Annotated in this window: 24 protein-coding genes; 10 read left to right on the top strand and 14 right to left on the bottom strand. The window is 51.8% G+C overall.

Translation table 11 applies throughout. The annotated features are described in order from the left end of the window. Positions 1 to 139 precede the first annotated feature (139 nt). The 3 genes from NR195_RS01940 to NR195_RS01930 all read left to right on the top strand — a co-directional run bounded on the left by NR195_RS01940 (position 140) and on the right by NR195_RS01930 (position 3,473). Complete coding sequence (locus NR195_RS01940; protein WP_256843994.1) at positions 140 to 2,347, top strand: DUF4401 domain-containing protein; 2,208 nt, start codon at positions 140 to 142, stop codon at positions 2,345 to 2,347. Then, positions 2,340 to 2,870 (top strand): GDYXXLXY domain-containing protein, encoded by a 531-nt coding sequence (locus NR195_RS01935; protein WP_132499258.1) that lies wholly within the window; start codon positions 2,340 to 2,342, stop codon positions 2,868 to 2,870. Before NR195_RS01940 ends, NR195_RS01935 begins: the two co-directional genes overlap by 8 nt. Before the next feature lie 189 nt (positions 2,871 to 3,059). After that, positions 3,060 to 3,473 (top strand): hypothetical protein, encoded by a 414-nt coding sequence (locus NR195_RS01930; RefSeq protein WP_256843993.1) that lies wholly within the window; start codon positions 3,060 to 3,062, stop codon positions 3,471 to 3,473. Positions 3,474 to 3,692: 219 nt separating this feature from the next. Here NR195_RS01930 and NR195_RS01925 read toward each other — a convergent pair whose 3' ends face one another. From NR195_RS01925 to NR195_RS01900, 6 genes are all read right to left on the bottom strand, one after another. Next, a complete protein-coding gene (locus tag NR195_RS01925) occupies positions 3,693 to 4,697 on the bottom strand; it encodes a DKNYY domain-containing protein (RefSeq protein WP_256843992.1) in 1,005 nt (334 codons plus the stop codon). A gap of 371 nt (positions 4,698 to 5,068) precedes the next feature. Next, positions 5,069 to 5,674 (bottom strand): hypothetical protein, encoded by a 606-nt coding sequence (locus tag NR195_RS01920; RefSeq protein WP_256843991.1) that lies wholly within the window; start codon positions 5,672 to 5,674, stop codon positions 5,069 to 5,071. Positions 5,675 to 5,874: 200 nt separating this feature from the next. Further along, positions 5,875 to 6,222 (bottom strand): cupin domain-containing protein, encoded by a 348-nt coding sequence (locus NR195_RS01915; protein WP_256844105.1) that lies wholly within the window; start codon positions 6,220 to 6,222, stop codon positions 5,875 to 5,877. Positions 6,223 to 6,574: 352 nt separating this feature from the next. Further along, positions 6,575 to 10,699 (bottom strand): BapA prefix-like domain-containing protein, encoded by a 4,125-nt coding sequence (locus NR195_RS01910; RefSeq protein ID WP_256843990.1) that lies wholly within the window; start codon positions 10,697 to 10,699, stop codon positions 6,575 to 6,577. A gap of 606 nt (positions 10,700 to 11,305) precedes the next feature. Further along, positions 11,306 to 12,523, bottom strand: coding sequence for a cupin domain-containing protein (locus NR195_RS01905; RefSeq protein WP_182500524.1), 1,218 nt, complete (start codon positions 12,521 to 12,523; stop codon positions 11,306 to 11,308). A gap of 561 nt (positions 12,524 to 13,084) precedes the next feature. Then, entirely contained in the window at positions 13,085 to 13,873 is a 789-nt protein-coding gene (locus NR195_RS01900; protein WP_256843989.1) for an enhanced serine sensitivity protein SseB C-terminal domain-containing protein, read from the bottom strand. Positions 13,874 to 14,311: 438 nt separating this feature from the next. Between NR195_RS01900 and NR195_RS01895 the strand changes: the two genes are divergently transcribed. The 3 genes from NR195_RS01895 (at position 14,312) to NR195_RS01885 (ending at position 16,955) form a co-directional block, all read left to right on the top strand. Further along, positions 14,312 to 14,920 (top strand): dTMP kinase, encoded by a 609-nt coding sequence (locus tag NR195_RS01895; protein WP_256843988.1) that lies wholly within the window; start codon positions 14,312 to 14,314, stop codon positions 14,918 to 14,920. 331 nt (positions 14,921 to 15,251) lie between these two features. Further along, positions 15,252 to 16,565 (top strand): FAD-binding oxidoreductase, encoded by a 1,314-nt coding sequence (locus NR195_RS01890; protein WP_256843987.1) that lies wholly within the window; start codon positions 15,252 to 15,254, stop codon positions 16,563 to 16,565. A gap of 111 nt (positions 16,566 to 16,676) precedes the next feature. Then, positions 16,677 to 16,955 carry an NmrA family transcriptional regulator gene (locus NR195_RS01885; RefSeq protein WP_244641231.1) on the top strand — a complete coding sequence of 93 codons (279 nt, stop codon included), beginning with the start codon at positions 16,677 to 16,679 and terminating at the stop codon, positions 16,953 to 16,955. 144 nt (positions 16,956 to 17,099) lie between these two features. On the opposite strand, the gene NR195_RS01880 is transcribed toward NR195_RS01885, so the two are convergent. Beyond that, positions 17,100 to 17,846 carry an NADPH-dependent F420 reductase gene (locus NR195_RS01880; protein WP_256843986.1) on the bottom strand — a complete coding sequence of 249 codons (747 nt, stop codon included), beginning with the start codon at positions 17,844 to 17,846 and terminating at the stop codon, positions 17,100 to 17,102. A gap of 100 nt (positions 17,847 to 17,946) precedes the next feature. Here NR195_RS01880 and NR195_RS01875 point away from each other — a divergent pair, with 100 nt between their 5' ends. Beyond that, positions 17,947 to 18,315, top strand: coding sequence for a helix-turn-helix domain-containing protein (locus NR195_RS01875; RefSeq protein ID WP_029519582.1), 369 nt, complete (start codon positions 17,947 to 17,949; stop codon positions 18,313 to 18,315). 89 nt (positions 18,316 to 18,404) lie between these two features. Here NR195_RS01875 and NR195_RS01870 read toward each other — a convergent pair whose 3' ends face one another. Next, positions 18,405 to 18,755 carry a DUF3147 family protein gene (locus NR195_RS01870; protein ID WP_033768707.1) on the bottom strand — a complete coding sequence of 117 codons (351 nt, stop codon included), beginning with the start codon at positions 18,753 to 18,755 and terminating at the stop codon, positions 18,405 to 18,407. 830 nt (positions 18,756 to 19,585) lie between these two features. Next, on the bottom strand, positions 19,586 to 20,665 hold the full coding sequence (locus NR195_RS01865; protein WP_029519583.1) for a zinc-binding dehydrogenase: 1,080 nt from the start codon (positions 20,663 to 20,665) through the stop codon (positions 19,586 to 19,588). 103 nt (positions 20,666 to 20,768) lie between these two features. Between NR195_RS01865 and NR195_RS01860 the strand changes: the two genes are divergently transcribed. Continuing rightward, the gene (locus NR195_RS01860) at positions 20,769 to 21,539 is read left to right on the top strand and encodes a helix-turn-helix transcriptional regulator (RefSeq protein ID WP_010246768.1); all 771 of its coding nucleotides are present in this window, start codon (positions 20,769 to 20,771) and stop codon (positions 21,537 to 21,539) included. A gap of 98 nt (positions 21,540 to 21,637) precedes the next feature. Here NR195_RS01860 and NR195_RS01855 read toward each other — a convergent pair whose 3' ends face one another. Then, positions 21,638 to 22,063 carry a RidA family protein gene (locus NR195_RS01855; RefSeq protein WP_010246770.1) on the bottom strand — a complete coding sequence of 142 codons (426 nt, stop codon included), beginning with the start codon at positions 22,061 to 22,063 and terminating at the stop codon, positions 21,638 to 21,640. 141 nt (positions 22,064 to 22,204) lie between these two features. Here NR195_RS01855 and NR195_RS01850 point away from each other — a divergent pair, with 141 nt between their 5' ends. Next, positions 22,205 to 22,801 carry a TetR/AcrR family transcriptional regulator gene (locus NR195_RS01850; RefSeq protein WP_010246771.1) on the top strand — a complete coding sequence of 199 codons (597 nt, stop codon included), beginning with the start codon at positions 22,205 to 22,207 and terminating at the stop codon, positions 22,799 to 22,801. A gap of 89 nt (positions 22,802 to 22,890) precedes the next feature. Here the strand turns inward: NR195_RS01850 and NR195_RS01845 are convergent, their stop codons facing one another. Beyond that, entirely contained in the window at positions 22,891 to 23,460 is a 570-nt protein-coding gene (locus NR195_RS01845) for a TetR/AcrR family transcriptional regulator (RefSeq protein ID WP_033773654.1), read from the bottom strand. Between the two features lie 136 nt (positions 23,461 to 23,596). On the opposite strand from NR195_RS01845, the gene NR195_RS01840 reads away from it, so the two are divergent. Further along, positions 23,597 to 24,319: a glutathione S-transferase gene (locus tag NR195_RS01840; RefSeq protein WP_256843985.1), complete on the top strand. Its 723-nt coding sequence runs from the start codon at positions 23,597 to 23,599 to the stop codon at positions 24,317 to 24,319. Positions 24,320 to 24,443: 124 nt separating this feature from the next. Here the strand turns inward: NR195_RS01840 and NR195_RS01835 are convergent, their stop codons facing one another. The 3 genes from NR195_RS01835 to NR195_RS01825 are packed head-to-tail and all read right to left on the bottom strand — an operon-like array spanning position 24,444 to position 26,641. Continuing rightward, complete coding sequence (locus tag NR195_RS01835) at positions 24,444 to 25,223, bottom strand: ABC transporter ATP-binding protein (RefSeq protein WP_010246775.1); 780 nt, start codon at positions 25,221 to 25,223, stop codon at positions 24,444 to 24,446. After that, positions 25,220 to 25,906 (bottom strand): ABC transporter permease, encoded by a 687-nt coding sequence (locus tag NR195_RS01830; RefSeq protein ID WP_033779991.1) that lies wholly within the window; start codon positions 25,904 to 25,906, stop codon positions 25,220 to 25,222. The genes NR195_RS01835 and NR195_RS01830 overlap by 4 nt, the downstream gene beginning before the upstream one ends. 9 nt (positions 25,907 to 25,915) lie before the next feature. Then, entirely contained in the window at positions 25,916 to 26,641 is a 726-nt protein-coding gene (locus NR195_RS01825; protein ID WP_256843984.1) for an ABC transporter permease, read from the bottom strand. Positions 26,642 to 26,647: the final 6 nt, after the last annotated feature.

The raw sequence follows: 26,647 nt of genomic DNA, 5'->3' as shown, positions 1-26,647 counted from the left end.
GAAAAGATGTTTACATTTGTTCAGCAAAATTATCGGCCGCTCAGCAGAGCGTCACTGACCGACACGCGGATTGATCGCAGGGAAGAACAGCCGTTAACTTCATCATCAAAGTCATACCGCAAACAGAGGCAGGGAAAGAATGAGGGAGCTTGCACCCGATGGCATCACCGGGATGCCGTCACGGACGGCAGAGTATCTTTGTCGCCAGATCGCACGCCTGCTGAAAGGAGGAAGCCTGACCCCGGAGACCTGCCAGCGTATCTTTGCTTTCTGTGGAATCAGACCTTCAGATGCTCAGTGGCGTCAGTTTCTTATCCCGGTTCTTTCCTGTCTGGGATTACTGTCTCTGGTTGCCGGAGCGGTGTTCTTTATTGCCTGGAACTGGGCCTGGCTGCCGAAAATGGCGAAATTTGCCCTGGCCGAGCTGTTGATCGTCGCGCTGGCGGTGATTGTCTGGTGGCGCTGGTACAGCACGCTGGCACGCAACGCATTACTGGCGACAGGGTTAAGCTTCGGTGCCCTTTTTGCGCTGTATGGACAGATTTATCAGACCGGTGCTGACAGCTGGGAGCTATTCCGGGCCTGGTTATACGTTCTTCTGCCGCTGGCGCTGATTGCACGGCAAAACAGCCTTTGGTTTTGCAGCTGGCTGGTCGCTAATCTGGCGTTCCAGCTCTATTACAACACCCTGCCGTCGTCACTGCTGGATCTGGCCGCGTCTGACAGTTTAACCAGGCTCCCGACCGCTGTGCTCTACGGATATCTGGCGTTGCTGGCAGCCTGCCTGATTGTCAGGGAAGCGCTGGCGTGGCGCGCGATAACGCATCATCCCGAGAGCTGGCTGGCAAGCCGCTGGTTCTCGCGAGTCATGGCGGGATTTTTACTGCTTCAGCTGACCGCCATTGTGGCCGGGAACCTCTCTGACTGGGGTGGCGGTGACCACCTTCCTAATATCACCGGCGGTTGGGTGATCACCCTGCTGGCAGGTTATTACCTGTACCGTTACCGCTATCCGGATCTCTGCATGCTGACGCTGGGCATCGCCAGCCTGACCGTGGTTGGCTGTGCGCTAATAATGCAGTTATTTCTTTTAGCCTACGATACGGGTGATCTGTTTTTGACCGGCATCCTGATGGCGTTCTGGGTGGCGGTAAATGGTTCAATTCTGCTGAAGTGGCAACGCAAACTGGTTGAAAAGGGGCCAATCGATCTGGTTCCGGCCAGGCTGACCTTACTGACAGACACTTTGCGTCAGCAGGGTTTGCTGAGCGCCTCGCAGGTTGAGGAAATTAAGCAGCGCGGTCACGCATCCGACCTGCCCTGGTATCTGAGGCTGGCGCTAAGCGTTGGGGGCTGGGTGGCAGCGATCATCATTCTGTTACTGATGATACTGATGCTCTATGCCACTGATCTGCTGGAAGACCCGAATGCTGCCACCCTTATTATTCCTTCGCTGCTGCTTGCCGCCATTGCGCGTGGCCTGTTAAGCAGTCAGCGTGACGGTAAACATCACCTCGGGCTGGCATGGGCGATTGCGGCAACGTGCGGGCTGATAACCGGTGTTCTGCTGCAAATTCAGAGCAATGATGCCAGCTTTATTATGCTGAGTTCACTGACTGCCTTGCCGATCCTGGCCGCAATGGCGATGGCGATGCCCGACCGCACTTATCGGTTTATGGCCATCACTGCCCTGACCTTTTTCCTGGTGCTGGCGGGCTACTCTCTGGCCCGGATCTGCCTGTCTCCGATGGCTGCACGACTTGCTGTGTCCGTACTGGTGGCGGCGGTTATATTTTTGTGGATGTGGACTGTCAGTCATCAGTTGAGGTTACAGGCAGGGCCGTATGCTGACGCGGTACATCCTCTGCAGCATGGCATCCCGTGTGGTCTGATGTTGCTGAGTTTCCTTGGGATAAACGCGGCTTATCTCACGGATTTCCTCTGGTCAGCATCGCAATTTTCCACGCTTCAGTCTGGGACAGGCACAGGGATCGCGGCTGGCTTAGTGCTGAGTGCACTCAGTCAGAAAAGACACAGCAAGCCGCTGTTTTCGATTATCACGCTGCCTGCTGCACTTATCTGCGGGGCTGCCGCCCTCTATGCACCGGGTATAGGGCTGGGATTGTGGTTAATTCTGATGGCACGTTATCAGGGAAGTCTGGGGTTGCTGGTGGCCAGTGGCGGTTTCATGGTGCTGTATGTCATTGGCTGGTATTACTTCCTGGAGGTAATTCTGCTGCAGAAATCCCTGCTGCTGCTGGTCAGCGGTCTGGTTTTACTGGGGCTGGCATGGGGAGTCAAAAAAGTATTACCCGCACAAATCGGAGGTGCCAGTGAGAATGCATAAACAGGGCCGATGGCTGGCTGGCGCTGTGATAGCGCTGGCGCTGATAGCCGTCAATATCAGTATCTGGCAAAAAGAGCAGTTGCTGAAGCAAGGCGCGGTCATGATTTTACCTCTTGCCCCGGTTGACCCGCGATCCCTGATGCAGGGTGATTATATGGCGCTGAACTATGCCCTCACCCGCCCACTGGAACTGGCGTTGTATCAACAGGCTGAGTCCTGTGGCGCGACCCTGTCAGCGTCATGCCTGCCCACCAGCGGAACCCTGATTGTTGACCTCGATGCGCAGCGTCATGCGACTCAGGCCCGTTTTGATCAGGGTGAACCTCTGCAGCCGAATCAGCTACGGGTAAAATACCATCAACATTATGGCTCGCTGACCGTCGGTACTAACGCTTATTTCTTTCAGGAAGGTCATGCCGACAGATTCGCGCAGGCACGTTATGGGGCATTTCGGGTGGGAAGCGATGGAACGGCTCTCCTGACGGATCTGCTTAATGAGCAGGGTAAAGCGATTCAGCCTTAAGGATGCGAGACGCTCACTGGCCTGGCGCTAAATACCCTGACAGGCGGCCTTAATGTCCTTATTGCCGGATGCCCGTCACAGGTCAGCAAAAGGATGCTGTGCCGGAAGCCTGTTTTGCTATCAAGCCTCGCGCCGAAAATTTAAGCGGGTACGCTGCATCAATATAGCTGCTCAGACATAGAGAAAATTATGACGAACATTACTAACGACAACTGGATTAGGGTATCTGTGATATCAGCAATATTTAGTAGTGTCGTGGGTTCATTACTGGTTTTAACCTATCTTTCCTTGGGAAAAAGCAGTACACCCGTAATGGGTTTAATTTTTACTTATTTTTTCATTGTTACGGTGAGTATTATTGGCACCACGATGGGCTCAATGATAATCGGCATGCCATTAGCGATGATTTCAAAGCGATTTTATCCTGACGCTGCCCTGAAGGGGAGCTTTTTTATCGTGTGCTCTGCGCTCTTCATGTGGCTGGTTGTACTGGCATGGCCTGTTATCAGGATATGTGAAACGCCTTATTCGGATATTTTACTTTTAAGCCCCTATGCCTTCTGTTCAGCTGCCGCACTTGCTTATCTGGTTTACTGGGATTGATGCGTATCATATCAATCAGAATCGGGGCAGTAGGACCGTTAATGAAAAGAGCTAATGGTATCACTTTTCAGCCAGACATATAGAAACAGGTGAGTCCATGGTGTCGGAATTCGGATGTTTTCCACCCCCCTGAGAGCAGTTTCAATTACAGACTCACCTGGATGTTAATTAGATAATGTTTACGTGACAGCACGTGATCACATTTTGCCTGCCAGATAATCATGGATTCTGCTCGAAATACTGTTTATCCATCTCGACAAGTTTCTTTTGTAATCCTGTCTCACCTTCAACCACTTCGTAAAATTTACTGTAACTATAAAGATAAATACGCTCGGATGACGCAAACATAAACATGTCTGGTGAAGCCATATTTGAGAAGCGACTGATCACTTCAGGCTGTAAAAAGATGACATCATTCCCGATGTGACCAATCACTCCGCGCCCCCAGTTTCCCGCACGAAAAAAGGTATCTGGATTGCTATATCCCGTGCATCTGGTAAGCCCATGCTCCGGACAGGAGACAACAGAAAGAAGATGAAATTTACTCAGATCTAAATCACCAACATTATAGCCACCGACATAGGTTGAGCCATTACTTTTGAAGACATTGTAAATACGCCATTTATCATCCTTTCCAAATGGAAAAATAACCTGGAAATCTTCCGGGTTAACCTCTTTTATCTTCTCGCTCCGGAAATATACAGACGATTCATCTTGCGCGTAGCTCGCTAATTGTTCCGATTGCCAGTATGGCCGGGTAGTCTTAACGTAATCAACCGGTCGAAACGCAGAGGAGTATTTAGCCACTAAATAAAGATCGCGCTTTTCTATTTTATTGACCTGCATGGGCTTTGCTGTTAAGCAACCCCAGGAAGTGATGTTATAAATTAAACCTGAAGTATCGCCCGTCCCAGTAATGCAGGGAGAGTGTTCGTAATTAATTTTACTCACCCAGTAAATATTGTTCTTAATGGATACATAGTTACTGAAAACAGGCCGTATATCATTTGAACATTGCTGACTTACCTGAAATAAGTTATCTCTCTCACCATTCTGGTTAAATTTACCATGAACAGATTCGCTACAGACATTAAGGACAGGCCTGCCACGCACATCGCTTTGCATTGGCCGACTTGCATCGAAAATATATTTTATGAAAATAAAAATCAGAAACACTCCAGTAATTAACCCTATCCTGACAAAGATACTATGGTTTGACTTCATGTGTTATTCCCTTTAACCGCTATCCTGGTATCACATCAGATAGTGCAGACCGAAGGTAAACGGCAAGCGCGCCGCCTGGCATGAACGCTATTCAACATAATTAATGCTTTTCCGGGATCATACATTCTGCAGCATAGCCCGCATTTAATTTTATATCTGCCCACATAACACTGTTTCTCTGGGGTACGGAGCGTAAATCTTCAGTGTAATCATTTTCTCATCTTCCCATGCTTACTTGTCTGGTGGCGCAGGTTTAAAAACCCCGGTGTGCTGGGCACGGCTAATGAACCCGGTTTACAGACATAAATAGATGATGAGTTTTAGCGGACACATTATATTTTGCCTGGTATAGAGGTCAGGCCTGTGGTTGCTTACCACCCTATCGACTTGCATTGACTGAATTCAGTCCTTGGAACAATGAGCGCCATATGGTTTTCTGCCATGCACTGTTTAAAAACCTGCTCTTTGTAACGGCCCGCCTGTAAACCCAGCATGGTGCTGGACCGTTCCGCTGCGTTATTTTCAATGTAAGAGCCACAATTTTCTTTGAACTCCTGAGGATTATCGCTATAAGACATCGACCATTTCAGCTGAGCTTCAACTGAATCATCTGATTGATGCTGGGGGACGGCTTTTACTGGTTCCAGGCCAGAATAGAGTGGATTGCCGAGTAATTTCTGTGCAAATTGTTGATTTTCTGCGGTTAAACGTCCGGTTTTACACATCTGCAGATAGATCTGCGAAAGGCGTTGCTCCTCAGCATCGGCAGCATGGGTGCATTCCTCCAGGACTTGTTCATTAGTCTTAGCCGGATTTTTTTCAGTAGATCTCCAGTAACTATTTTTCAAGTCCGGAATCGTGCCTTCGGTGGTGCCAAAAGGGCAAAGTGCACTGGCGCAACCCAGTAAAAACATGGGCACACACGTCAACGTCAGAACACGTAACAGGGAAAACGCTTTAAGACTGCTTTTGTTCATTTTATTTTCACTTTAGTAAGCTGCGGACATGGGGTCTGAGCAATGTCATTATTTTTAATGTTCCGCTTTTCGCTCAAAGCGGACCTACCGGAATGCAGGTCAGGTTTGTGCCTGAAGCAGGCGTTGCAAATAATCAGTTAAGTTAACACCTGGCGCGCAGTCCTTACCTTAAGACAAGCCATAGCGGTGTTCATAATTCGTCAGCAGGATGAAGGAAGGTCAGAACGATCTCCTCGCGTCGTTGGGTGCGAAATTACAATAAATTCTACAGGAAACTCAGTGTCGTTTCTGGCTTGATGCTTTGACCCCGGTGGAATTTCTAGCCTCTGCAGGGCTTTAATATTATGCATCTTACCCTTCAGTTCCATTGAAAGAACACCATCGAGAACAAAGAAAAATTGTCTGTAAACGGAGTGAAAGTGTCGCTTTTCAGAAGTGCCGGCAGGCATTTTCTCATGAATAACCAGCATGTCCTGACGGTTTACCAGATACCAACCATCGCAATTGTCGCCCCAGAAATAATGCTCTGCATTTTCCTTTGAAATCATCATCCTTCTCCTGTTTACACGCGCCCATCTATCAACATCTTAAGAAAGTGATACCGAGATATAGTATCGATTCTCAACAGGTTATGCTTTTGATTATTTACCTAAAGATCTGAACTGCATCGTTCAACATAACTAGTAGTTATCAATGTATTGGGATAGCAGAATTTTATCTGGCCATAATGTCCGCTTTTCGCTCATAGCGGAAATTAGCCTGACGTTAGTCTTCCCTATACCGGCAGCGTAGGTTCGCACGCCATTAGAGAATAGCTACGCTGGGCACTCGTATGCGCTTCACTGGCAATCTTAATTGCGGAAAATGGCCAGGGAAGAAAATCCGCCCCGGCCATCTGATTTAAGCCAGTTGTAAGTGAAGATTATGTTGCATCAGGATATCAGCCAGCGAACCTTCATGGCTGGCAGAGGCATTGTGATACAGGTCGTATTGCTGACCGTTACTAATACGCTGCCCATCCTCGCTCCAGACGCCGCCTTCAATGTTACTTAGCGTAACCACATTGCCGTCCGCGTCTTTTATCGTCGGCGCCTCACTCGCATTGTCGTTCATTGGCAACTGCTCTTTTTGCCCCAGATTGACGCTATTACTGCTGAAAGCGCCCAGATTAATGACCTCAGCGTTGCCTGATCTCAGCCCAAGCGTGGCAAAATCAAACGTCTCATGCGCACCATTCAGCTGAAACGAATCGTCATCGGCAGCACCGTTCAGGCTGGTGTGCAGATTTGAATATAAAAGCGAGAGCGTTTCAATGTTTACTGTTTCAGAGAGATGGAGATTGTCAGCCATATCAGGATGAAGAGACGCGTGCTCCAGTGTGATAGCACTATGGCTTTCCGAATTGCTGCCATCTTCTGTGTTGCTGCTGATCACAGTTGTGGCATTGATCAGGTTGTCCTGCGCTGCGGTTGCAATACTCAGCTTCGGTTGCGGCTCGGCCATATAAAGCTCGACGTTTTGCGAAACGTGGTTAACGTTTCCGGCAGCATCACGAATAGTTGCGGTTATCCTGTGCTCGCCCGGTTCAGGCGTGAGTGCGTCCAGCGTTTCAAGCTGCACGGCCCACGTGCCTTTGCTGGTCACACTGGTTTGCCACTGGTGGTCGCCAAGCCTGACAGTAACAATATCACCGGCTTCACCCGTACCTGATACATGCTGATCATGGCTGGAGGCAAGGTTGATTTGCTGCCCCTCTGTGAGGTGAGTAAAAGCGATTTTGGGTGCGCAGACATCCACCTGATAGCTGGTCGTTATCGTAGCCGTATGGCCAGCCGCGTCGCTAGCAGTCACGACAATGTCATGCTGCCCCTTGCCGAAACCTGTTTTCATCGTCCCCGGCGCCAGTGGCAGGCTCCAGTGACCGTCGTCGCTTACTGCCGCATTGTGATGTTTACCACCAATAATCACCGATACCGTCTGACCGCTGCCGGTGACGCCCGTTGTGCCGGTCAGCATCGAGCCCTCTTTTTTCTCCGCACGGTTCAGCCAGCCGTCACCAAATGGCGTATCAATTTCAGGTGCAGGCTGACCTGGAATATCGACCACTGGCGTAGTATTGCTTCCATCGGTGGGATTATCGGGGGTGACCGGTGGCAACGGATCGCCGCTGTTATCACTGACCGGAGAAGTCAGATCCGCTGTGACGTAACCACTCTGTTCAAACCAGTTTCCGGCGCCATCCAGCACGCCAAACGACAGGAAGTTGCCGCCCTGGGAAAGCTCCGACGCGCTGATTTCCGCGCGCCAGCTGCCATCTGCCTCTACCACGGCATAATTCCAGTGGAAGGTATCAGAAACCTGCACCGCAAAAGTCTTAAGCGGCAGCGGCGCTTCAAGCGTGCCGCTGATAACGTACCAGGTCTGACCGTCATGCTGTACCGCATCCGCCAGCGTGATGTCGTTAACGGTGACTTTCGGGTTGCTGCTGTTGTAGTGGGTAATCAGCAGCAGATTCTGGCTGAGGCTGGTACTGTTTCCATTCAGATCCGTTGCACTGACCTGAATGGTGTGGTTGCCATCCTTGATAGTTTTCACGTCGCTGTCAGAGAGCTGAACCTGCCACTGATCCTGGTAGACGCTGCCCTGCCAGGTTCTGCCGGCAAGGGTCAGTTCAACCGGCGTGCCGGAGGGGAGATGGGCGGCGGAGCCGGTGAAGATAATGCCGTATATCCCCTCCTGGTAACTGACCGCATTGTCGCCGGTGATTGGATCAAGGGTCAGCTGCGGCAACGCCTCAGTAGCGAAGATTTGCACGCCTGCTGAGGCATAACCTTTGTTGCCCGCTTCGTCGGTTGTTTCAGCAATGGCACGGTAGCTCCCTTCCTCCATTCCCTGCAGCGTTTCCGCGGGAACTGAGAACTGCCACTGGCCATTTTGATCGACGATGCCGCTCCAGTGGGAGGCCCCAAAACTAACTTCAATCGTGCTGCCGGCTTCGCCTCTGCCAGAGATCACCAGCGGGCTGCTGATTTCATGACTGTCGATCACCCCGTCCCCTGCCAGGGTATTAATCGTGACAAGAGGATCCTGCGTATCGGTAATAAACGTCGTCTCCGTGATACCGGACTGGCCCCAGCGATCGGTGGCGGTTAGCGTAACGGAATGACTCCCCTCGGCTAAATCTGCTTCCATCAGCTGCCCGGTGGAGAGTGAGACAAGCCAGTTGCCCAGACTGTCCACAGCGCCCGCATAGTGAACACCATCTACGGTCAGATCGATCTTCTGGCCCGCCCCGGTCACACCAGTGGAGCCGCTCAGCGTAACAGGCTCGAAGCGTTCATGTGCGTTCATAAACCCGTCGACAAACGGCGTGTCTATAGTCGGCTGTGGCGGGATAGCGTCTGATGGCGGTGCTGACGCCTCTACGGTAATGACTTTGTTTGCGGTGGTCGTACCGCCAACGCTGTTTTCAAAGGTTACGCTGATGTGGTTAGACCCTACCGGCAGCACCTGCAGATCGGCAGACGGCAGGGTAACACTCCAGCTGCCGTCAGCGGCCAGCGTTGTGGTATAGGTCTGACCGTTCAGCATTATGGTCAGCGTGCTCTCTGCGGCGAGGTTCGCTGTGGTGCCGCTGAACGTCTGTGGGGAGAGCTTCTCCTCAGCGCTTAACACGCCGTCACCAGTAAAACTGTTAATGGTTAAAGAAGGGGGCGTGCTGACAGGCGGAATCGGCGTGCCACCATCGGCGGGTGGCGTGTTGCCACCATCCGTTGGATTGTCATCGATAACCGGCGGAACCCCATTGCCGCCTTCAACGGGCGTAATAAGGTCGGCTGTGACATTGCCACTCTGCTCAAACCAGTTTCCGGCACCGTCCAGCACGCCAAACGACAGGAAGTTGCCGCCCTGGGAAAGCTCCGACGCGCTGATTTCCGCGCGCCAGCTGCCATCTGCCTCTACCACGGCATAATTCCAGTGGAAAGTATCAGAAACCTGCACCGCAAAAGTCTTAAGCGGCAGCGGCGCTTCAAGCGTGCCGCTGATAACGTACCAGGTCTGACCGTCATGCTGTACCGCATCCGCCAGCGTGATGTCGTTAACGGTGACTTTTGGGTTGCTGCTGTTGTAGTGGGTAATCAGCAGCAGATTCTGGCTGAGGCTGGTACTTTTTCCATTCAGATCCGTTGCACTGACCTGAATGGTATAGTTGCCATCCTTGATAGTTTTCACGTCGCTGTCAGAGAGCTGAACCTGCCACTGATCCTGGTAGACGCTGCCCTGCCAGGTTCTGCCGTCAAGGGTCAGTTCAACCGGCGTGCCGGAGGGGAGATGGGCGGCGGAGCCGGTGAAGATAATGCCGTATATCCCCTCTTTGTAACTGACCGCATTGTCGCCGGTAACCGGATCAAGAGTCAGCGCCGGTAATGGAATGGCGCTGGCCTTCATAGCGTCGGAGATGGCGGGGGCATCTGAAGCTGTTGCTGACTCAACCTGGGGCGTAAGCGTTAAGGTTGAATCAGCTTCGCTGGTCGTCGCCCTCAGGGCGACAGCTGCTCCGTTTAACGGCGTGCCTGACGGGATCAGAATCTGGCTTTGGGTAGACTCTACGATTGATAACGCGGGATCTGACTCTGGACTGGCAGGGAATGGCATTGGAGATGTTGCAGAAGCTGGAGATTGCCAGACAGGTGTCAGCGTGGTGACAGTCTGAGCATCGCCGGAAACGTCTGTGCTGAACTGTGCCTCCTGAAATAAACTTCCCTGCTGGAAAAGCATTTTACTCTGCTGGCCTGCAACCTCAGTAAAGAAATTCTGATAGCGAAGCGTATCGCTCTCGTGCAGGTTAAGAATGAGATCGTCACCCTGTTTCTGAAAAGAAGAAATCTGAGAAGGTGAGCTTTGCAGCGTGATAAGAGCGGGTTCGCTCAGAATAGATTGTGATTTTCCTTCAGTGGACTGAGACAATGGGTAACCGCTTTTCAGCGATATGACCGTGGCGCGGCCCGTTCCTGAAAATGCCATGGAAATCTCCTTATATACCAGTTATTAAGTAGGCAATGCCGTTGGAAATAAAGTGACGCTTTACTTATTTCAGGCACGCAACGGCCAGCGCCAATAAAGGTGCTGAGGCAGAGCCGGCACTCAACGCATTAAACGCAATTCGTAGCAACAATAAAGGGCATAACCAGAGCCAGATTAAATGTTCGTTTTTGAAAACAGATTATTTCTGCTGGCAAAATAAAAAGTACCATTCTTTGCAAGAGTCCGGGCATCGGCTCAATTAACCTTTACTGACTTTAACGACGTATCGTCAGGAAAAGTGAATAGTTGATGCTGGATAGACATAAGCTAAACTTCGTTTTCATGTCTGGCTACCAGGTAAAATCTGGAAATGTCCCCTGTTAATAGCAGATGCTTCATGATGATTTAACTGCCCTGCTGTCTCAGTTTAGTAACGACTTCCCCATCCCTGTAAGAGCAATGCTGATGCTATTGCACCATTTTAAGTGGCAGGTGGGATATTGCATTACCGATATAAGTGTCCGCTTTATGCTAAAAGCGGACACTTTAATTTAAATAGGAATAAGTCAGCGTCAATCCTTATTAATCAGGTAACGACTGAGCCAGTTACTTCACCACCGGGTTCTTTTTAAGTGAAAGCATGTTCATAAACTCTTCATCCAGATGCAGGTGTTGCCGGACAAGTTCAGGTGGTGTACTGGCGAGCCACTGGTTAAGCGAAATATCGGCATAGTAATCACTTTTAAAAAGCTCAAGAAAACGCAGTGGTCCCTTACCGGTGTTTTCGATGTAGTGTCCCATAGCGAAAGGAACATATCCCACATCGCCGGCGCGGTAGTCAAAAGTCCTTGCCTGACCGGATGATGCAAAGACCCCCATCCGTCCCTCTCCTTCAAGGTAATACTGCCATTCATCATTGTTAGGATGCCAGTGCAGCTCGCGCAGTCCGCCTGGCTCAATTTCCACCAGTGCGGCAGCAATCGTTTTTGAAACCGGAAAATTGGATGAATCCGTAATCCTGACGGTTCCTCCCGGCGCGCGTACCGGATCCTGAGCCAGCATCTTGTGGGTAAAGCGGATTTTCGACTTCACCCCGCCTTTTATACTGTCTGATTCCAGGCTGCCCGGAACGTTGCCGGCAAAAATGTACTCATCATCAGGTGAAGGCAGGTGAGAAAATGAAGATACCGGAACCCTGAAGTTTTTGGCGAGAATTTCCGGGGGAATATGCCTGAACCAGTCTGACAGCAGAAAAGTGCTATCCTCATCAAAATTTCCGTCGTCAAAAGCCAGTAAAAATTCACAGCCGTCGGGACCGAGACCCTGAATCGAATGGGGAATACCGGGCGGAAAATACCATAGGTCACCTGCAGCGATATCATCAACAAACCATCCTCCGCTGGCGTCAAAAGCGGTAATCCGCGCGTTGCCATAAGTCATGTAAGCCCACTCCCCCTCTTTATGCCAGTGCAGTTCGCGAATACCTCCGGCATTGAGGCGCATGTCCACACCCGCAATCGTCGTAGATATGCCCAGCTCCCGCTGCGTCACCTGACGCGTCCAGCCACCGCTTCCTTTGCGTACGTGCGCATCACTGAAAGAAAAGCGAAGGTTTGGCAGCGTTCCGCTGTCGGTAACGGGCGGATTTACGATGTCCGGACTTTCAGCCTCACGAATAGGGTCATGTGGTCCGGGATCTCGTCCTCCGCTCCCTGCCGGAAACGTCTTTACGCCGTTGTCATGTGCCATGGCCTGACCCGCCGCAAGCGCGACCGTTCCTCCTGCCGCAAAAGCCATAAAATGTCTTCTTGTCAGTGTTTTCATATTCATCCCTCTTAATAATCTTTTTATAAACGGTATTATTTTTGTTACCGCCATAAAGTTATAAGCGGGCTGAATGCGGAGGGAAAAACAACTTTGTAACACTGTGGAAAGAGTGCAATTTTCACGCAAAAAGTAAAGATACTTGAATGTATTAAGAAAGATTAATGTTGTTTAATCACCGTATAGTTATAAAGGGATTATCCTGTGCTTAAGCGCACTAATCGTCAATTAATGTGGGTCTTTTTGATTTTCATTTACCCGGTGATCGGTAACTGCTGATAAGAATTTTTACGAATTGAGGGGTTTAACGAGGCCTGAGCCTTTGATGCGTGAGCTTTCACGCACGTACTCAGATAGACGAGGCGCATGTGCAGGGCCGCTCTGTTACGCCTGATTAAGCCCGAAGCATAAAGTCCCCTTCTCGCTCATAGCGGACATAGATAAATCCGCCCTGGATCACGTATTTCAGTCACTATCACTGGCACTGTTGAAACCGGAGATCAAAGTCACCCCCGATTTACTACGCTGGTTACAAGACAACATTCAGAAGCCGTTCAGCGCTCAGCGTCCAAACATGCCCTTTAGTTTTTGCTTCATGCTCCGAACATAGAATGGCGTAAACTGCGACCTGATATGTGAGTCCAGACCTTTGTCGTTCTGGCCAAGGCGCATCAGATCCACCGCCTGCCCATCCGGAGAGGTATCCGCTGCGACAAGACCCGCACCATGCATCACCTCTTGCACATCACCGCTCATTTCCACCCCCACCAGATAATGCGGTTTATCATCGACTGACGGGTCGTGCATTAAAACCAGGAAAGCACGGCTGACCCCGGGACATTTTGCAAACCAGGCTGATAACTCTTTCAGAAGCCTGTCCGGAACAACGGCAGGTACTCCCACTAATACCTGTGTTTCTTCCTCAACCACCCTTGTCTGCGGCAGGCGACCCGTTCCTTCCGCCAGCATGGCTTCTATTTCTTCCGGCACAAACTCCTTTCCGTAATCCGACCTGGGATTAAGAAACACACCCTCTCCCCGCGTCATTTCAAAAAAGGCTCTGGCAGGCAACTTCATGTATTTACTTTCCTGGCTGATGGCGCGCTGCAGGGTGGCAAGCGAGCTGAATACCGGAATGACAGGCGTTCCATCCGGTTTTTCCCAGTGCTGAATCGAGATATTCTCACCCGCCTTTAGTTCGACCTCACCATCACCCGTTGCCCCTCCGGAACTACCCAGGACGTAAAGCGATGAATCTAACAGTACCCGGTAAAACTCAGGTCGTTCTGCTGGATGATCGGCCGCCAGTTTTAAAGCAGTCTCCAGTTTGATTTCCCTTTCGTCAGACATTTAACCACCTTAGGCAGGATTGGATTAGGATCAATTTAACAAGGGCTTATGAGCATAATATAGATAATTTCTACTCGCCAGATTCCTGCACGTACCGGAGGATTGCCTTTGAGGGCTCGTTATTGCGATTAAGGACATGCGTTTGAATGGGTAAATGGCAGAACAGGCACGATCTTTTCCGTTTTCCAGACGCTTCCCTTAAACTACACCGCACAGGCATCAACTATTAAGCTTACCTGACTAACATCCTGTTCTATAAACTCGTGAGTCAGAACCGTTACCGGCGTGTTCATCAGGGTTTGTTTAAAATCATGCTCACGCTGACATGCCATACTGCTACAGAGAACGATGTAGGTTCAGCTGTTCAAACCAGGAAAATAAGATGTTTTTACCGGATGCACGATTCATAAAAATCTTTCCTCACTTCTCATTCCAGGCATGAGTCGTCAGCTGTTTATTTCTCTGGATGGGCCCAAGGGAACCGGTAAAACCACCCTGCTGGAGTCCATTACGCAAGTGCTAAGAGCAGATAACAGGAAGGTGATCCGACTTAGCGAGCAAAAAAGCGATCCCTTCAGGTCGGAAACAATGGCGCTGGTTAACAGGCTCGCCAGAAATCCCTCAGTGGATCTTGAACGGGAAATTTGTGAACGTTTTGCCGTTAGCCGTGCCTGGATTTCACAGAATGTACTCACTAAACAGCCCGGGAACTGCATTATCCTGATGGATCGCTGGTATCCGTCTGATGCCGCGTTTCGGCGGATGGTGCCCTTTGCAGAGATTTTGCAGCGAAACATTAAGCTCAATGTGCGAGCGCCAGATCTGTATGTCGGGGTGGTCACGGCACCTGAAGTTTCATGGGAACGAGCCGCGGCACGATCGCGTGGGCTGGGGAGTACAGTGATTCACAGGCTGGAAGAGCATGTCGCTTGCACCAGAGCGTTCGAGCAGGAGATGACTAACCACGGCTGGTTTTTATGTCGCAATGAAGGAACCATAGAAGAGGCAACGATGCAGGTCATTGCTGAAATCTATAAAACGCTTTGATGCCCTACAGTTATCCGTTTCAGGGGCTGATTCCTACTCGAAATTGCCAGTTAACAGCGCGACCTGTTCCGTTTCGCTCTCCCATGCTCGCGCTTTATGAATACCGCTTTGCATATCACTGGTTTCGGTCTTTGACACCAGCAAATAAAACACATAACAGTCGCGTTATCATCTCTTCTTCGAAAATTCGTGCCACCTTTGGTTGTTAACTCAAAAATCATCCACCTAAATTTTACTTGTCTGAAATCAACAATAATCAGATTACCGCTGGCACAGATATCCCGCTTTAACTTATAAAATTGCTTTATTTTTCAGATAAGGGCACAGGGAATTGCGCTACGCATCGATACCATTTAATCACAATCAACTGGGCTGGCCTGCGGGTGAGCATTGTTTTACACCGCAGCCCATGCTGCGAGAGGATATCACTGCCGACTGGGTTATCGTCGGCGCGGGATTTGCAGGTATTGCCTTTGCGCGCCGCCTGGCTGAAATTAATCCCGACCTGAAAATTATCATCGTCGATGCGCACAGCACACGAGAAAGCGCATCGGCACGTAATTCCGGGTTTGTTATCGGTCTGCCTCATAATATTGGCAGCTCCACCGCTGAATTAAAAAAGGCCAACGCTTATCGTAACCTGCTTCAGGAAGGCATTCGTCAGCTGGAGCAGGTTATTTCTCAGCATCATCTTCATTGCGACTGGGAACAGGTCGGTAAATATCACTGCCAGGCTGAACGTGGCAGTGATCGTATTTTAAAAGAGTACGCCAGCCAGCTCGATTTAATGGATGAGCCATGGCAGATGTCAGACAGCGAGGAGCTTTACCTTAAACTCGGCACGCGCTTTTACAGCAAAGGGATATATACACCTGGCTGTGTGCTGGTTAATCCGGCGCAGTTGATCGCCGGGCTAAAACACTCTTTACCTGAAAATATTCAACGCTTCGATAACACGCCAGTGCTGGGGATTCGCTACGGCAGCATGGCTGAAGTGCTGACACCGTTTGGCATCATCAAAACGCCAAAGGTGATGCTGGCCACCAACGCATTATCGCCAGAGTTGCGACCAGGACTTTCGCGTCAGGCAGCAATGGCGACCTTCGCCAGCATTACCGATCCGCTGACGGATGAACAACTGGCCACGCTGCCCCTCATGCAGAGCTGGGGGCTTACGCCGGTTAATGCGATTGCCGGTGCAACCTTCCGTTTTACCTCAGACCGCCGTTTCCTGATTCGCCAGCACGTGATACCCGCACTCAGCGGTCAGGTGAATGCCGCGCAGACCTGGCAGGCAACCCAGCTGCATCAGCGCTTATTTCATAAAGTCTATCCGACCCTCGGCAGCGTAAAGATAACCCACACCTGGTCCGGCACCATCGGCGTCACGCGAAACGGCGCGCCTGAATGGGGCATGCTGAACAAATTTATCTGTACGGCGAGTGGCTGTAACGGTGCAGGTGTTTCAAAACAGACCGTGGCGGGCAATCTTCTGGCGGATTTCATGATGAAACAGGACAACCCATATATTGCGGATATGCTGTCGCTGGGTAAGGCCAGTTTTATGCCGCCATCGCCGGCGCTGGATATCGGCATAAAACTGTCACTGATGAAAGAGTGTTATCTGGGCCGTAAAGAGGTCTGATAATCCGTAACTGTAATCATCGAAACACGGAATATTGCTGAAGTAGCGGCAATTGAACTGATAAGGCGCGACCAGGCCAGCGAAGAATTACCGGTCGAAACGCTCAATCTCGTGGGGCCGGATACGCTCAATGGAGAAGAGGCAGCAGCAGCCTGGCAACAGCTTCTGGGCCGTCCGGTAATTTATGGAGGAGATAATCCGGATGCATTCGAAGCCAATATGGCGGAGTTTATGCCGCGCTGGATGGCGTATGAAATGCGGCTGATGGCTGAGCGTTACGTCAGTGATGGGATGCTTCCACAGGATGGCGACCGGGAACGTCTGGTCACCCTGCCTGGCCGCCCACTGCATACCTATCGTGACTTTATTACCGCACTCGCCGGAGAGTAATCTTGATCTCTCAGGCTTAAGGACAAGCCTGTAGAGCACTGCCGTGGACGATAGATGCCTGAGCCAGAGCCACTATGCAAAAATATTCTCAGAACAATCTTTATCCAGAACTTCAATGCAGACAGATTATCCTTGCCGGGCGATTTAAACCGGCCAGTTTATGGCACGGTTGTTTTCGATAATATCCTGATGAGAGGGCGCATCACCCAGCGTCGCGAAACTGGCATAAAGCTGTGGCAACCGAGCCTGACCTTCTCCCTTTCTGGCCAACGCCAGAGCTCGCAGCATCACGGGCGCTTCCCAGTCACAGCAGTAACAAGGTGTGCAGGGCTGCTGACGCCATGATTCAGCGATAGTCCCTGAGAACACAGGATCAAAACCGGTGTCGTTAACCAGTGACATGGCCGTCTGCACAGCATCAGGATGATCTCCCGCTACGGCAACTGACAGACGCCCCCGACTTCCCTGCGACTGGCCCAGATCGGCGAGCGAGTCGGCAAGGATGTTATTAAAAGCTTTAACCACAGGGTGCCCGATTTGCTCCTGAACCCATTCGCTTTCGGTCTGCCCATTATCCAGTGCAGTAATCGGTGCATCGCGCAGGCCAGGATAGTAGTTGCTGGTGTCGATCACCGGGACATGGGGTGGCAGGTGATCGAAAAGCCCATCCGGCAGGCTGCTAAGTGCCGGAAGCGGAATGGAGAGAATCACAGCTTCCACGTCTGTAACCGCTCCCCTGATGTCTGTGGGTTCTGCATTAATTTCACCCGCAAAATCACGCACGCCATCAACTCCGCGAGAATTAGCGATTTTTACCTTGTGCCCCGCTTCACTGAGCTTACGTGCCAGGGTACCACCGATATTACCTGTGCCAATTACGCCGATTTTCATATTTCGCTCCTGATTCTTTGATGAAGTGAGATACCCTATATATTTACTGAATAAACAACAAGAACCGACAAAATAGTGGGTTACTAACCTGAAGGTAAGTATGGAAAGAGACTGGCGTTGTGATATTCCGGAGCAGCGACTGGTGTGGGCTCAGGCTACCACCGAGGCGCTGAAGATTATTGAAGGAAAATGGAAGACAATTATTATCTGTCAGCTTTTCGCCGCTAAAGGCCCGCTGCGCTTTTCAGAGCTGGAGCGCCGGATTGAGGGCGTAAATCAAAAAATGCTGATCCAGCAGCTTAAGCAACTGGAACAGGATGGCATCGTGACACGCACGGTGTATCCCGAAGTCCCTCCGCGTGTTGAGTACTCACTTACCGATCTGGGAAAAGCGCTTGGGCCATCAATGACTGCTCTGATTGACTGGGCCTTACTACGTCGTGAAACGCTGGGGCTTGATGGCTCCTGAAGCTCACAGATGGTTCAGGTCATGCAGAAAGCCCGGAGTGTCTGAGCAGTGCAAAAGCTGTTAATACTCTCTTTGGCACGCTGATTTCTTCACATGAGCATGATGCCAAAGCGCTTCAGAAGCAGCGCCCAGAGAGTGAAGAGCAAGACAGTGATGGCGCAGGAGATCAGCAGCGTCAGCCAGAAGCCGGTACGCTGGTAGATAAAGGGAAACAGAATAAACATGGGAAGTGTCGGCACCACATACCAGAAGGTGTACCAGGCATGAGCACTGATCTTTTCCGACGTCTCCCCTTCCAGCTTCATCCAGATCAGTACCATTATCGTGACTAGCGGTAAAGCGGCAAGCAAGCCGCCCAGGCGATCGCTGCGCTTAGCCGCTTCTGAAATCAGCACGACCATAAAAGCCGTAATCGCATATTTGGATAGTAGCCAGAGCATGTTTTTCCTGTGAGCTGGTATATCTGCAAACAAACCTGTTATAGGCCTGCGGAAGTGGGCTTAAGAAAGGGCGGGTTGTACTGGCGTAAGGTTAAACCCTCGCCGCGATCTGGCCTCTAGCATCGTTTTGTCTGATATTAATCTGCCAGTTGCACCTCTCTGTTTGATAACAATCTCGAAAAGCTGCATGCGACACTAAATTGATTATTTCAGATGAGCCTGTGCGAAGCCATGAATAAGCAGCAGCGCCGGCACACTGGGCCACAATTAACGCTGGCAAACCGGCGCTGTCCACCAGTGCCGGGGATGTCTCGGTATTAATGGCGCTCTGGCATGCTCAGAGGGGGCTGAGACCATTCGCCAGGAATTGATCACTCGCCGCATTGGCTCGGAGACGGCTTTACTTGAGAGGCTCAAACGTGCAAAACACGAGGGCGAGCTTTCTTCATCCGCTGATTGTGAAATGTTAGCGAAATACCTTATGACTGTAGCGCAGGGCATGGCTGTTCAGGCAAAGGCTGGCGTAACGAGAGAGAAACTCCAGCCGATGGTGGATTATGTCGTTTCTGGCTGGTCCCGATGACCCCGGGACACCCTTGTCGCTGATCCAGAAAAACGGCCATGATGCCCCCAATCTTTTGCATCTTTCCCCACGTGCCGGTCGCATTAAAGGGGAAACCGTATTGATTAACGCTGCGGGAGGCGGCGGTGGACATCTTGCGGTGCAGATTGCCCGATGTAGGGACGCACGGTTTATTGCTGTGGTCTCCGGGCGACATGAAGCCCTGATGCGTGAACCAGGCGCAGAGACCTTTGTTGATTACATAAAGTTATGGACGAACTACCGTCAGTTTAAAGGGGCCACTATTTTCGGCGGCGTGAATAATGGCATGATTAATCTCACTCAGTGTAAATTCCGTTACTGCGTAATGGCTGAGATCCAGCAGTCCTGCCCGGATAAGCCCCACCAGTGTGTAAACAGCTTCATGTTCATACATCCACTGTCCTTTAATCGTGATGAGATTACGCATGATCCACGGATAAGGGAGTGCCAGATCATCGCCGCCCAGCATGCCAACGCCTCCCATCAGCACAGCACGACCATAAGGCCTTACCGACATAATGGCGTTGCGCGCCGCCGATGCCTCAGCTGAAGGCGGGAGCAGGTCGAGCACGGCATCGATTGGCCCACCCGCCGCGCTTTTCATCGCGCTGATATCTTTATCGGCCATGCCGCTCAGCGTGACGGTTTCTATCCGCGAACCAAACCGTTTCCTGAGATCCTGTAAAACCTGCGGGTTGCGTCCGGGTGCAATGACTTTACTGGCACCCATTGCGATAGCGGCCAGAACCGCTGAACTACCGAAATTACCGGTCGCCCCACTTACCAGCACGTTCTCACCGGCTTTAAGCTCCATGGCCAGCAAACCGCCATAAGCCACCAGCAACGTATTTATGGCACACCAGGCTGAGGCGTCAGCAGGATCGATATTACCGATTGGCAGTGCGTTTTCAGTGGGAACACGAATCTGTTCAGCGAAGCTGCCATTCAAATGATACTGCTGGATTTTTTGCCCGCCCTCACCTCGTGCACTCCAGCCCTGCAATACGATTTCAGGTGATTGAGCGTTATCTCTCGATCGGACTGTCGGATCGCAAAAAACCCAGTCGCCGGGTTTAAGCCAGGCCGCATCGGGGCCGGTTTCACGTACCCGACCAATTGCCCCACAGCCGGGAATAACCGGTGGGGGTAAAAGATATTTTCTTTCGCCACTGAATACCTCTCCGGCGTAAGAAAGAATCGGTGCCGCAAAAACATCCACAATCACCTCCCCTGTTCCGAGGATCGGTGGCGGTACATCCTGAATGCTGAGTGGTTTCCCGAACGCTTCGAGCACAGCTGCTTTCATAGTTTCACCCTCATCTTATGTAGAGAAGGTGACTATAAAAGGCCTTAACAGCGGCGAGAATAGACTAGTTTTATACAGGTATAAATCACGACCAGGTTAACCCATGCAGCCAAAAAGTGAATTAAGTCATTTCCTGCGTTCCCGCCGCGCTCGCATCAAGCCTGATAACAAGGGATTACGATCAAGTGAAAGGCGTCGCACGCCGGGATTAAGACGCGAAGAAGTCGCGGCCAGGATTGGCGTCAGCACAGAATGGTATACGAAAATCGAACAGGGACGGGTGGAGACGCTCTCTGATCGCATTGTCAGTGCGCTTGGCCGGGCGCTTGAACTTGATAAAGTTGAAGTACTGCATCTGCAGTCGCTGACCCGCAGGAAATCCGTTCCCGACAACGACGCGGTCATTACTGAGGGATTGATAAAACTGATTCAGGGCTTAGCAGAACCCGCTTACATTACCAACGCACACTGGGACGTGCTGGTCTGGAACAGCGCAGCAGCAGACCTGATCACAGATTTCAGCCTGTTATCCGATGAAGACAGGAACATCCTGATTTTCATGCTGACCACCTCTGAGGCCCGGACGCTGTTCGGCGAGACATGGCATCAGGAAGCCCAGAGAATGCTGGGTCTGTTTCATGCTGACTACGATCGAAATGCGCACAACCCCGCTTTTCAGTCACTCATTACCCGGCTTGAGCACGAGTGCCAGGAATTCAGCGAATGGTGGAACCAGCATGTCATCGCAGCGCCCGTCTCCGGAGTAAAGTGCCTTACAGGCAAGGATGGCGTGAGGAGAACCTTTAGTTATTCCAGTTTTATGTCGAATGATGCGCACTCATTGAAGATGTCGATATATGTTCCTGAAGGTTAACATTTCTTCTTCCTCCACCTGGTTCATAGCGGGATAGCTGACCGCGTTCGCTATCCCCTTGCTACCCGTTTCAGGCCAGGCAGATTGCCACTCATGCTTTATGCACTCTGTGACAGGCTCCGTTGGTCCCGTTGATCGGGAATGCGCGCAATCACCTTAATTTCAAAATCAAATCCCGCCAGCCACGTCACACCCACCGCTGTCCAGTTAGGATAAGGAGGCTGCGGAAAAACGCGCTGCTTTATCTGCATGATGGTTTCGAACTGTTGCTCCGGATCGGTGTGAAACGTGGTGACATCGATCAGATCGTCAAAGGTACACCCTGCCGCAGCGAGCGTGGCTGCCAGATTTTCAAATGCCCGTTCTACCTGAGCAGCAAAATCGGGCTCCGGCGTGCCGTCGGCACGGCTGCCCACCTGACCAGAGACAAACAGCAGATCGCCTGAGCGGATAGCCGCTGAATAACCATGTTGCTCATAGAGAGCGTGACGATTAGCAGGAAAAATGGGTTCGCGGGTGATCATAGAATTTCCTCAATAGCCTTTAGCGGATTGCAGGATGCAGCGCACACGAGTTTGATTTAATATACGCGGCGTATGTCACATTAATCACACATACGCCGAGTATGTCAATTAATATACCTTGCGTATGTGAAAGGAGAGTGTATGGCCGTTAAACGTCGCGCTGAAACAATGGAAGAGAACCGGGCAAAACTGATTGCAGCAGCACGCAAAGCCTTTGCCGAAAAAGGCTTTGCCGCTGCGTCAATGGATGAACTGACGGCCAGCGTAGGTCTGACACGCGGGGCGCTCTACCACAATTTTGGTGATAAAAAGGGGCTGCTTGCGGCGGTCGTCGCACAGGTTGATGGCGAAATGGCCCAGCAGGCTAAAGCGGCAGCGTCTGGGGTGAGCGATGCGTGGGAAAAGCTGGTGGCTGAAGGCATCGCCTACATCCGCATGGCAATGGATGCCGAAGTGCAACGCATTGTGCTGCGCGATGGCCCGGCTTTTCTGGGAGATCCTTCCCAATGGCCCAGCCAGAACAGCTGCCTGGAAGCCACGCGTGAAACGATTACCCGTCTTATCGACAGCGGGATAATGAAGCCGGTCGACGCCGATGCCGCCGCTCATCTGCTGAACAGCGCGGCGCTGAATGCCGCACTGTGGGTCGCTTCCAGCAGCGAGCCGGAAAAGGCGCTGCCAAAGATGATCGACGTGTTCACACAACTGGCAGGCGGCTTGCGCCATAGTGCGATTTAACCCTGAATGCTCACTGCTGCTTTCACTGATAGCCCTGAAGCTCTGAGTGCTGACGCCTGCATCTCTTTCAGGCGCGGTGTCGTTTTAATTCAGTGTGACAGCGGAATCAGGCCGCTCTCCTGATAGGTCGCAATCAGGTTATCAAAAATGGTTATATCCTGGCGCGTGCGGGCTATTAACTGCGCGCCAGCAACTGCGGTGTAAATTGCCAGCGCACGCTGCGCATTTTTCTCCGCGTTATCGGGCGACTTTTCGCAAAGGACCTCTGTCAGCCACTCGACGTTCGCATCGACAAAACACTGAACCTCACGCTTCACTTCCTCGGGCAGATCTTCATATTCCGCCGCCATAAAGCTGGAGAGACAGAGCCGGTTGGCATCTTCAAGCGACTTGCGGAAAATCTGCGGATAGCGCTGCAACGCTTCATCCGATGAGGCACTTTGCTCGCGTATAGTCTTTAAATCCTCAGCCGTATCCTGCCAGTATCGGTTGGCAACCGCGGCACCCAGATTGGCCTTACTGGCGAAGTGATAATAGATACTGGCATTCTTGATGCCTACCTCGTCAGCGATACTGCGAAAATTAATCCCGTTATAGCCATGATTCTGGGCAGCACTTTTTGCTGCGGCCAGAATGGCTTCACGCGCGTTCAGGCTCATAACTCAGTTTTCCTTCAGGAGGTGAAGACGCATTATAAGGGGAAAATATTTACCTGCCAACTGGTAGACAGGGGTTGACAGGAGAAAAGTTCGGCATCACAATCCACCTACCAATTGACAGGTAGGTAACTTAATCATGACTGATATCCACAATGCATCTGCAGTTCCGTCACTCCCCGCCATGAAGATTTATGACTGGTATGATGGCCCTTATCCTGCACGGGTCAGGATTGCGCTGGCGGAAAAGGGATTACTTTCTGAGGTCGAATTTATTCCGGTCAACCTGTGGAAAGGTGAGCATAAAAAACCTGAATTTTTAGCGATCAATTATTCAGGAACACTGCCGGTTCTAGCGCTGAATGACGGAACGCTGATCGCTGAATGCACCGCCATTACGCAATATCTCGATGTGCTGTATGACAATCCTGTTCTGACTGGCGTCTCGCCGGCAGAAAAAGGCGTTATCCATATGATGACCAAACGGGCTGAGATCGAATTTCTTGATGCGGTCAGCGTCTATTTCCATCATGCCACAGCAGGACTGGGGCCGGAGGTGGAGCTCTATCAGAATCCGGAATGGGGTGCGAAGATGCGTGAAAAGGCCATCAGAGGGATGCACTACTTTGACGGCGTTTTACGCTCGCAGCCTTATGTCGCGGGCAATACATTTTCGATGGCGGATATCGCCGTAACCGGCGGAATGATTTTCGCGGCTTTGGTGAATCTTGCTGTTCCTGACGAGTGTCGCGCCCTGAAAACGTGGTATGCAAAAATCCAGAGCCGCCCCAGCTATCAGCAATGGCAGGCAATGGTTGAAGCGGGCCGCCCTGCTGCTGCATCGTCTCAGGACCGGGCGTAAGATCGCGCTGATCGTTCTGGATAACGTGGTCTGGCGGCTATTAAAAAAACCCCGGGAAATCTTCCGGGGTTTTGTGATCTCAAAACATGAAATTTCCGCGCGTCAGCCTTATCAGAATGCCGCTTCAGCCTGCATTGCGCTCAAAGTGGCTATTTACAAAGGCGCGGCAGCGTGGCGAGATCGGATCGAGAAACACCTGCTCCGGTGAACCGGACTCCTCAATCATGCCCTGGTGCAGAAACACCGCTTTGTTCGACACGTCACGTGCAAAGCCCATTTCATGGGTGACGATAATCATGGTACGTCCCTCTTCCGCCAGACTGCGGATCACCCGCAATACTTCGCCCACCAGCTCCGGATCCAGCGCTGAAGTTGGCTCATCGAACAGTATCGCTTTCGGCTGCTGCGCCAGCGCCCGTGCAATCGCCACACGCTGCTGCTGTCCGCCGGAAAGCTGTGACGGCCAGGCGTCGCGTTTTGCATAGAGTCCCACTTTATGGAGCAGCGCTTCTGCTTCTTCAATCGCCTCTTTATGGCTGCGCTTCTGCACATGAACCGGCGCTTCAATGATGTTCTGCATCACCGTTTTATGCGGCCACAGGTTGAAGCTCTGAAATACAAAGCCGAGCTGCATTCGCATCAGCTTGATGCGACGGCGCTGCTCGCGGCTCAGTTTTTCGTCGGCGTTATCCAGCGTAACGTTCACCTCGCCTACCGCAATTTCACCCGCCTGTGGTACTTCAAGAAACGGGATGCAGCGTAACAGCGTACTTTTGCCCGACCCACTGGCACCAATCAGCGATATCACATCGCCATCCTGCGCGGTCAGGCTGATGTCGTGCAGCACTTCGTGTCCCGCATAACTCTTTCTGAGATGACTCAGCATGATGGTAGGGGCGGTCATGAGCGTGCTCCAAAATAGTAAGGTGATAAGCGTCGTTCCAGCATCGATACGCCTTTACTGACCAGTATGGTGAGTATCAGGTAGATCACCGCCGCGCTCAGGAACACCTCCAGCGCCCGGAAAGTGGAAGAGACTATCGAGTCGGCAATGCCGGTCATCTCCATCAGGCTGATAGTGCTGACCAGCGACGTTGCTTTGATCATCGAGATGATCTCATTGCTGTAGGCCGGCAATGCCTGTCGAATCGCAATCGGTAAGGTGATGCGGGTAAAGATTTTATACGACGACATGCCCGAGACTTTAGCGGCCTCCAGCGACTGCTGACTCACCGCGCGCAGGCCGCCGCGCAGGATCTCCGAGGTGTAGGCGGCATCATTCAGAATCAGCGCCAGCAAGCCGCACCAGTAGGGATCGCGCAGCAGCGGCCAGAACAGGCTTTCCCGCACCGCCGGTAAACTGCCAAGGCCGTAATAGACCATAAAGATCTGGATCAGCAGTGGCGTACCGCGAAACAGCCAGACGTAGAAGCGACAGAAAACGCTGCCGACACGCGTCATGCGCAGCAGGTTAAGCAGCAGCGCCAGCACGCCGCCGCCAAAGAGTGAGAGCAGCGCCAGGTTGATGGTCAGCGGCAATCCTTTCAGCAGCGCCAGCAGCGTCTGCTGTAAAAACATCATATCCACGTGGACTCCTTACCCCTTCACGCTCTGTTGACCGCGCATCGCAAACTTTTCCACGTAGCGGAAAACCATATCGGAACAGGTGGTGATAATCAGGTAGATCACCGCCCCCACGCTGTAGAAGAAAAAGGACATCTGGGTGGAGTTGGCTGCGGTGGAGACCTGGTTCATCGTTTCCACCAGTCCGGTTACCGAGACCAGCGCCGACTCTTTGATCACCGATTGCCACTGGTTGCCCATGCCGGGCAGCGCAGTGCGTAACGCCTGCGGCACGATAATGCGGCGAAACATCATCAGCCGTCCCATGCCGGTCACGGTCGCCGCTTCCAGCGTTCCGCCGGGAATAGCGTAGAAGGCGCCACGGAATACCCCGCTTTGATAGGCACCGGAGATCAGCCCGATGGCAATCGCGCCCGCCACAAAACCGTTCACATCGAACGGTCCCTGGAAGCCCAGCGCGGTGCCCACGGTGGAGACCACCTGTCTTCCACCGAAATAGAAGAGGTAGATCACCAGCAGTTCCGGCACGCCGCGAAACAGAGTGATGTAGCCTGCCGCCAGTCGCTGCTGCCAGCGTGAACCGGCAATCTGCATCCAGCAGAGCACGCTGCCCAGCAACGCACCCAGTAGCCAGGCGCAGAGTGACACGCTGACGGTGACGGCGGCGGCGTTAAGCAGGACGCCACCCCAGCCCTCATCCCCGAAGCCCAGTATCTGCCAGTCAATATTCATCAGCATCAGCGG

It is taken from the genome of Pantoea sp. Ft-CA_14 (assembly GCF_024520875.1).
In the GTDB taxonomy this organism is placed as follows: Bacteria; Pseudomonadota; Gammaproteobacteria; order Enterobacterales; family Enterobacteriaceae; genus Pantoea; species Pantoea agglomerans.
The sequence above is the reverse complement of the archived record's forward strand: the minus strand, read 5'-3'. Positions and strand labels throughout refer to the sequence as shown.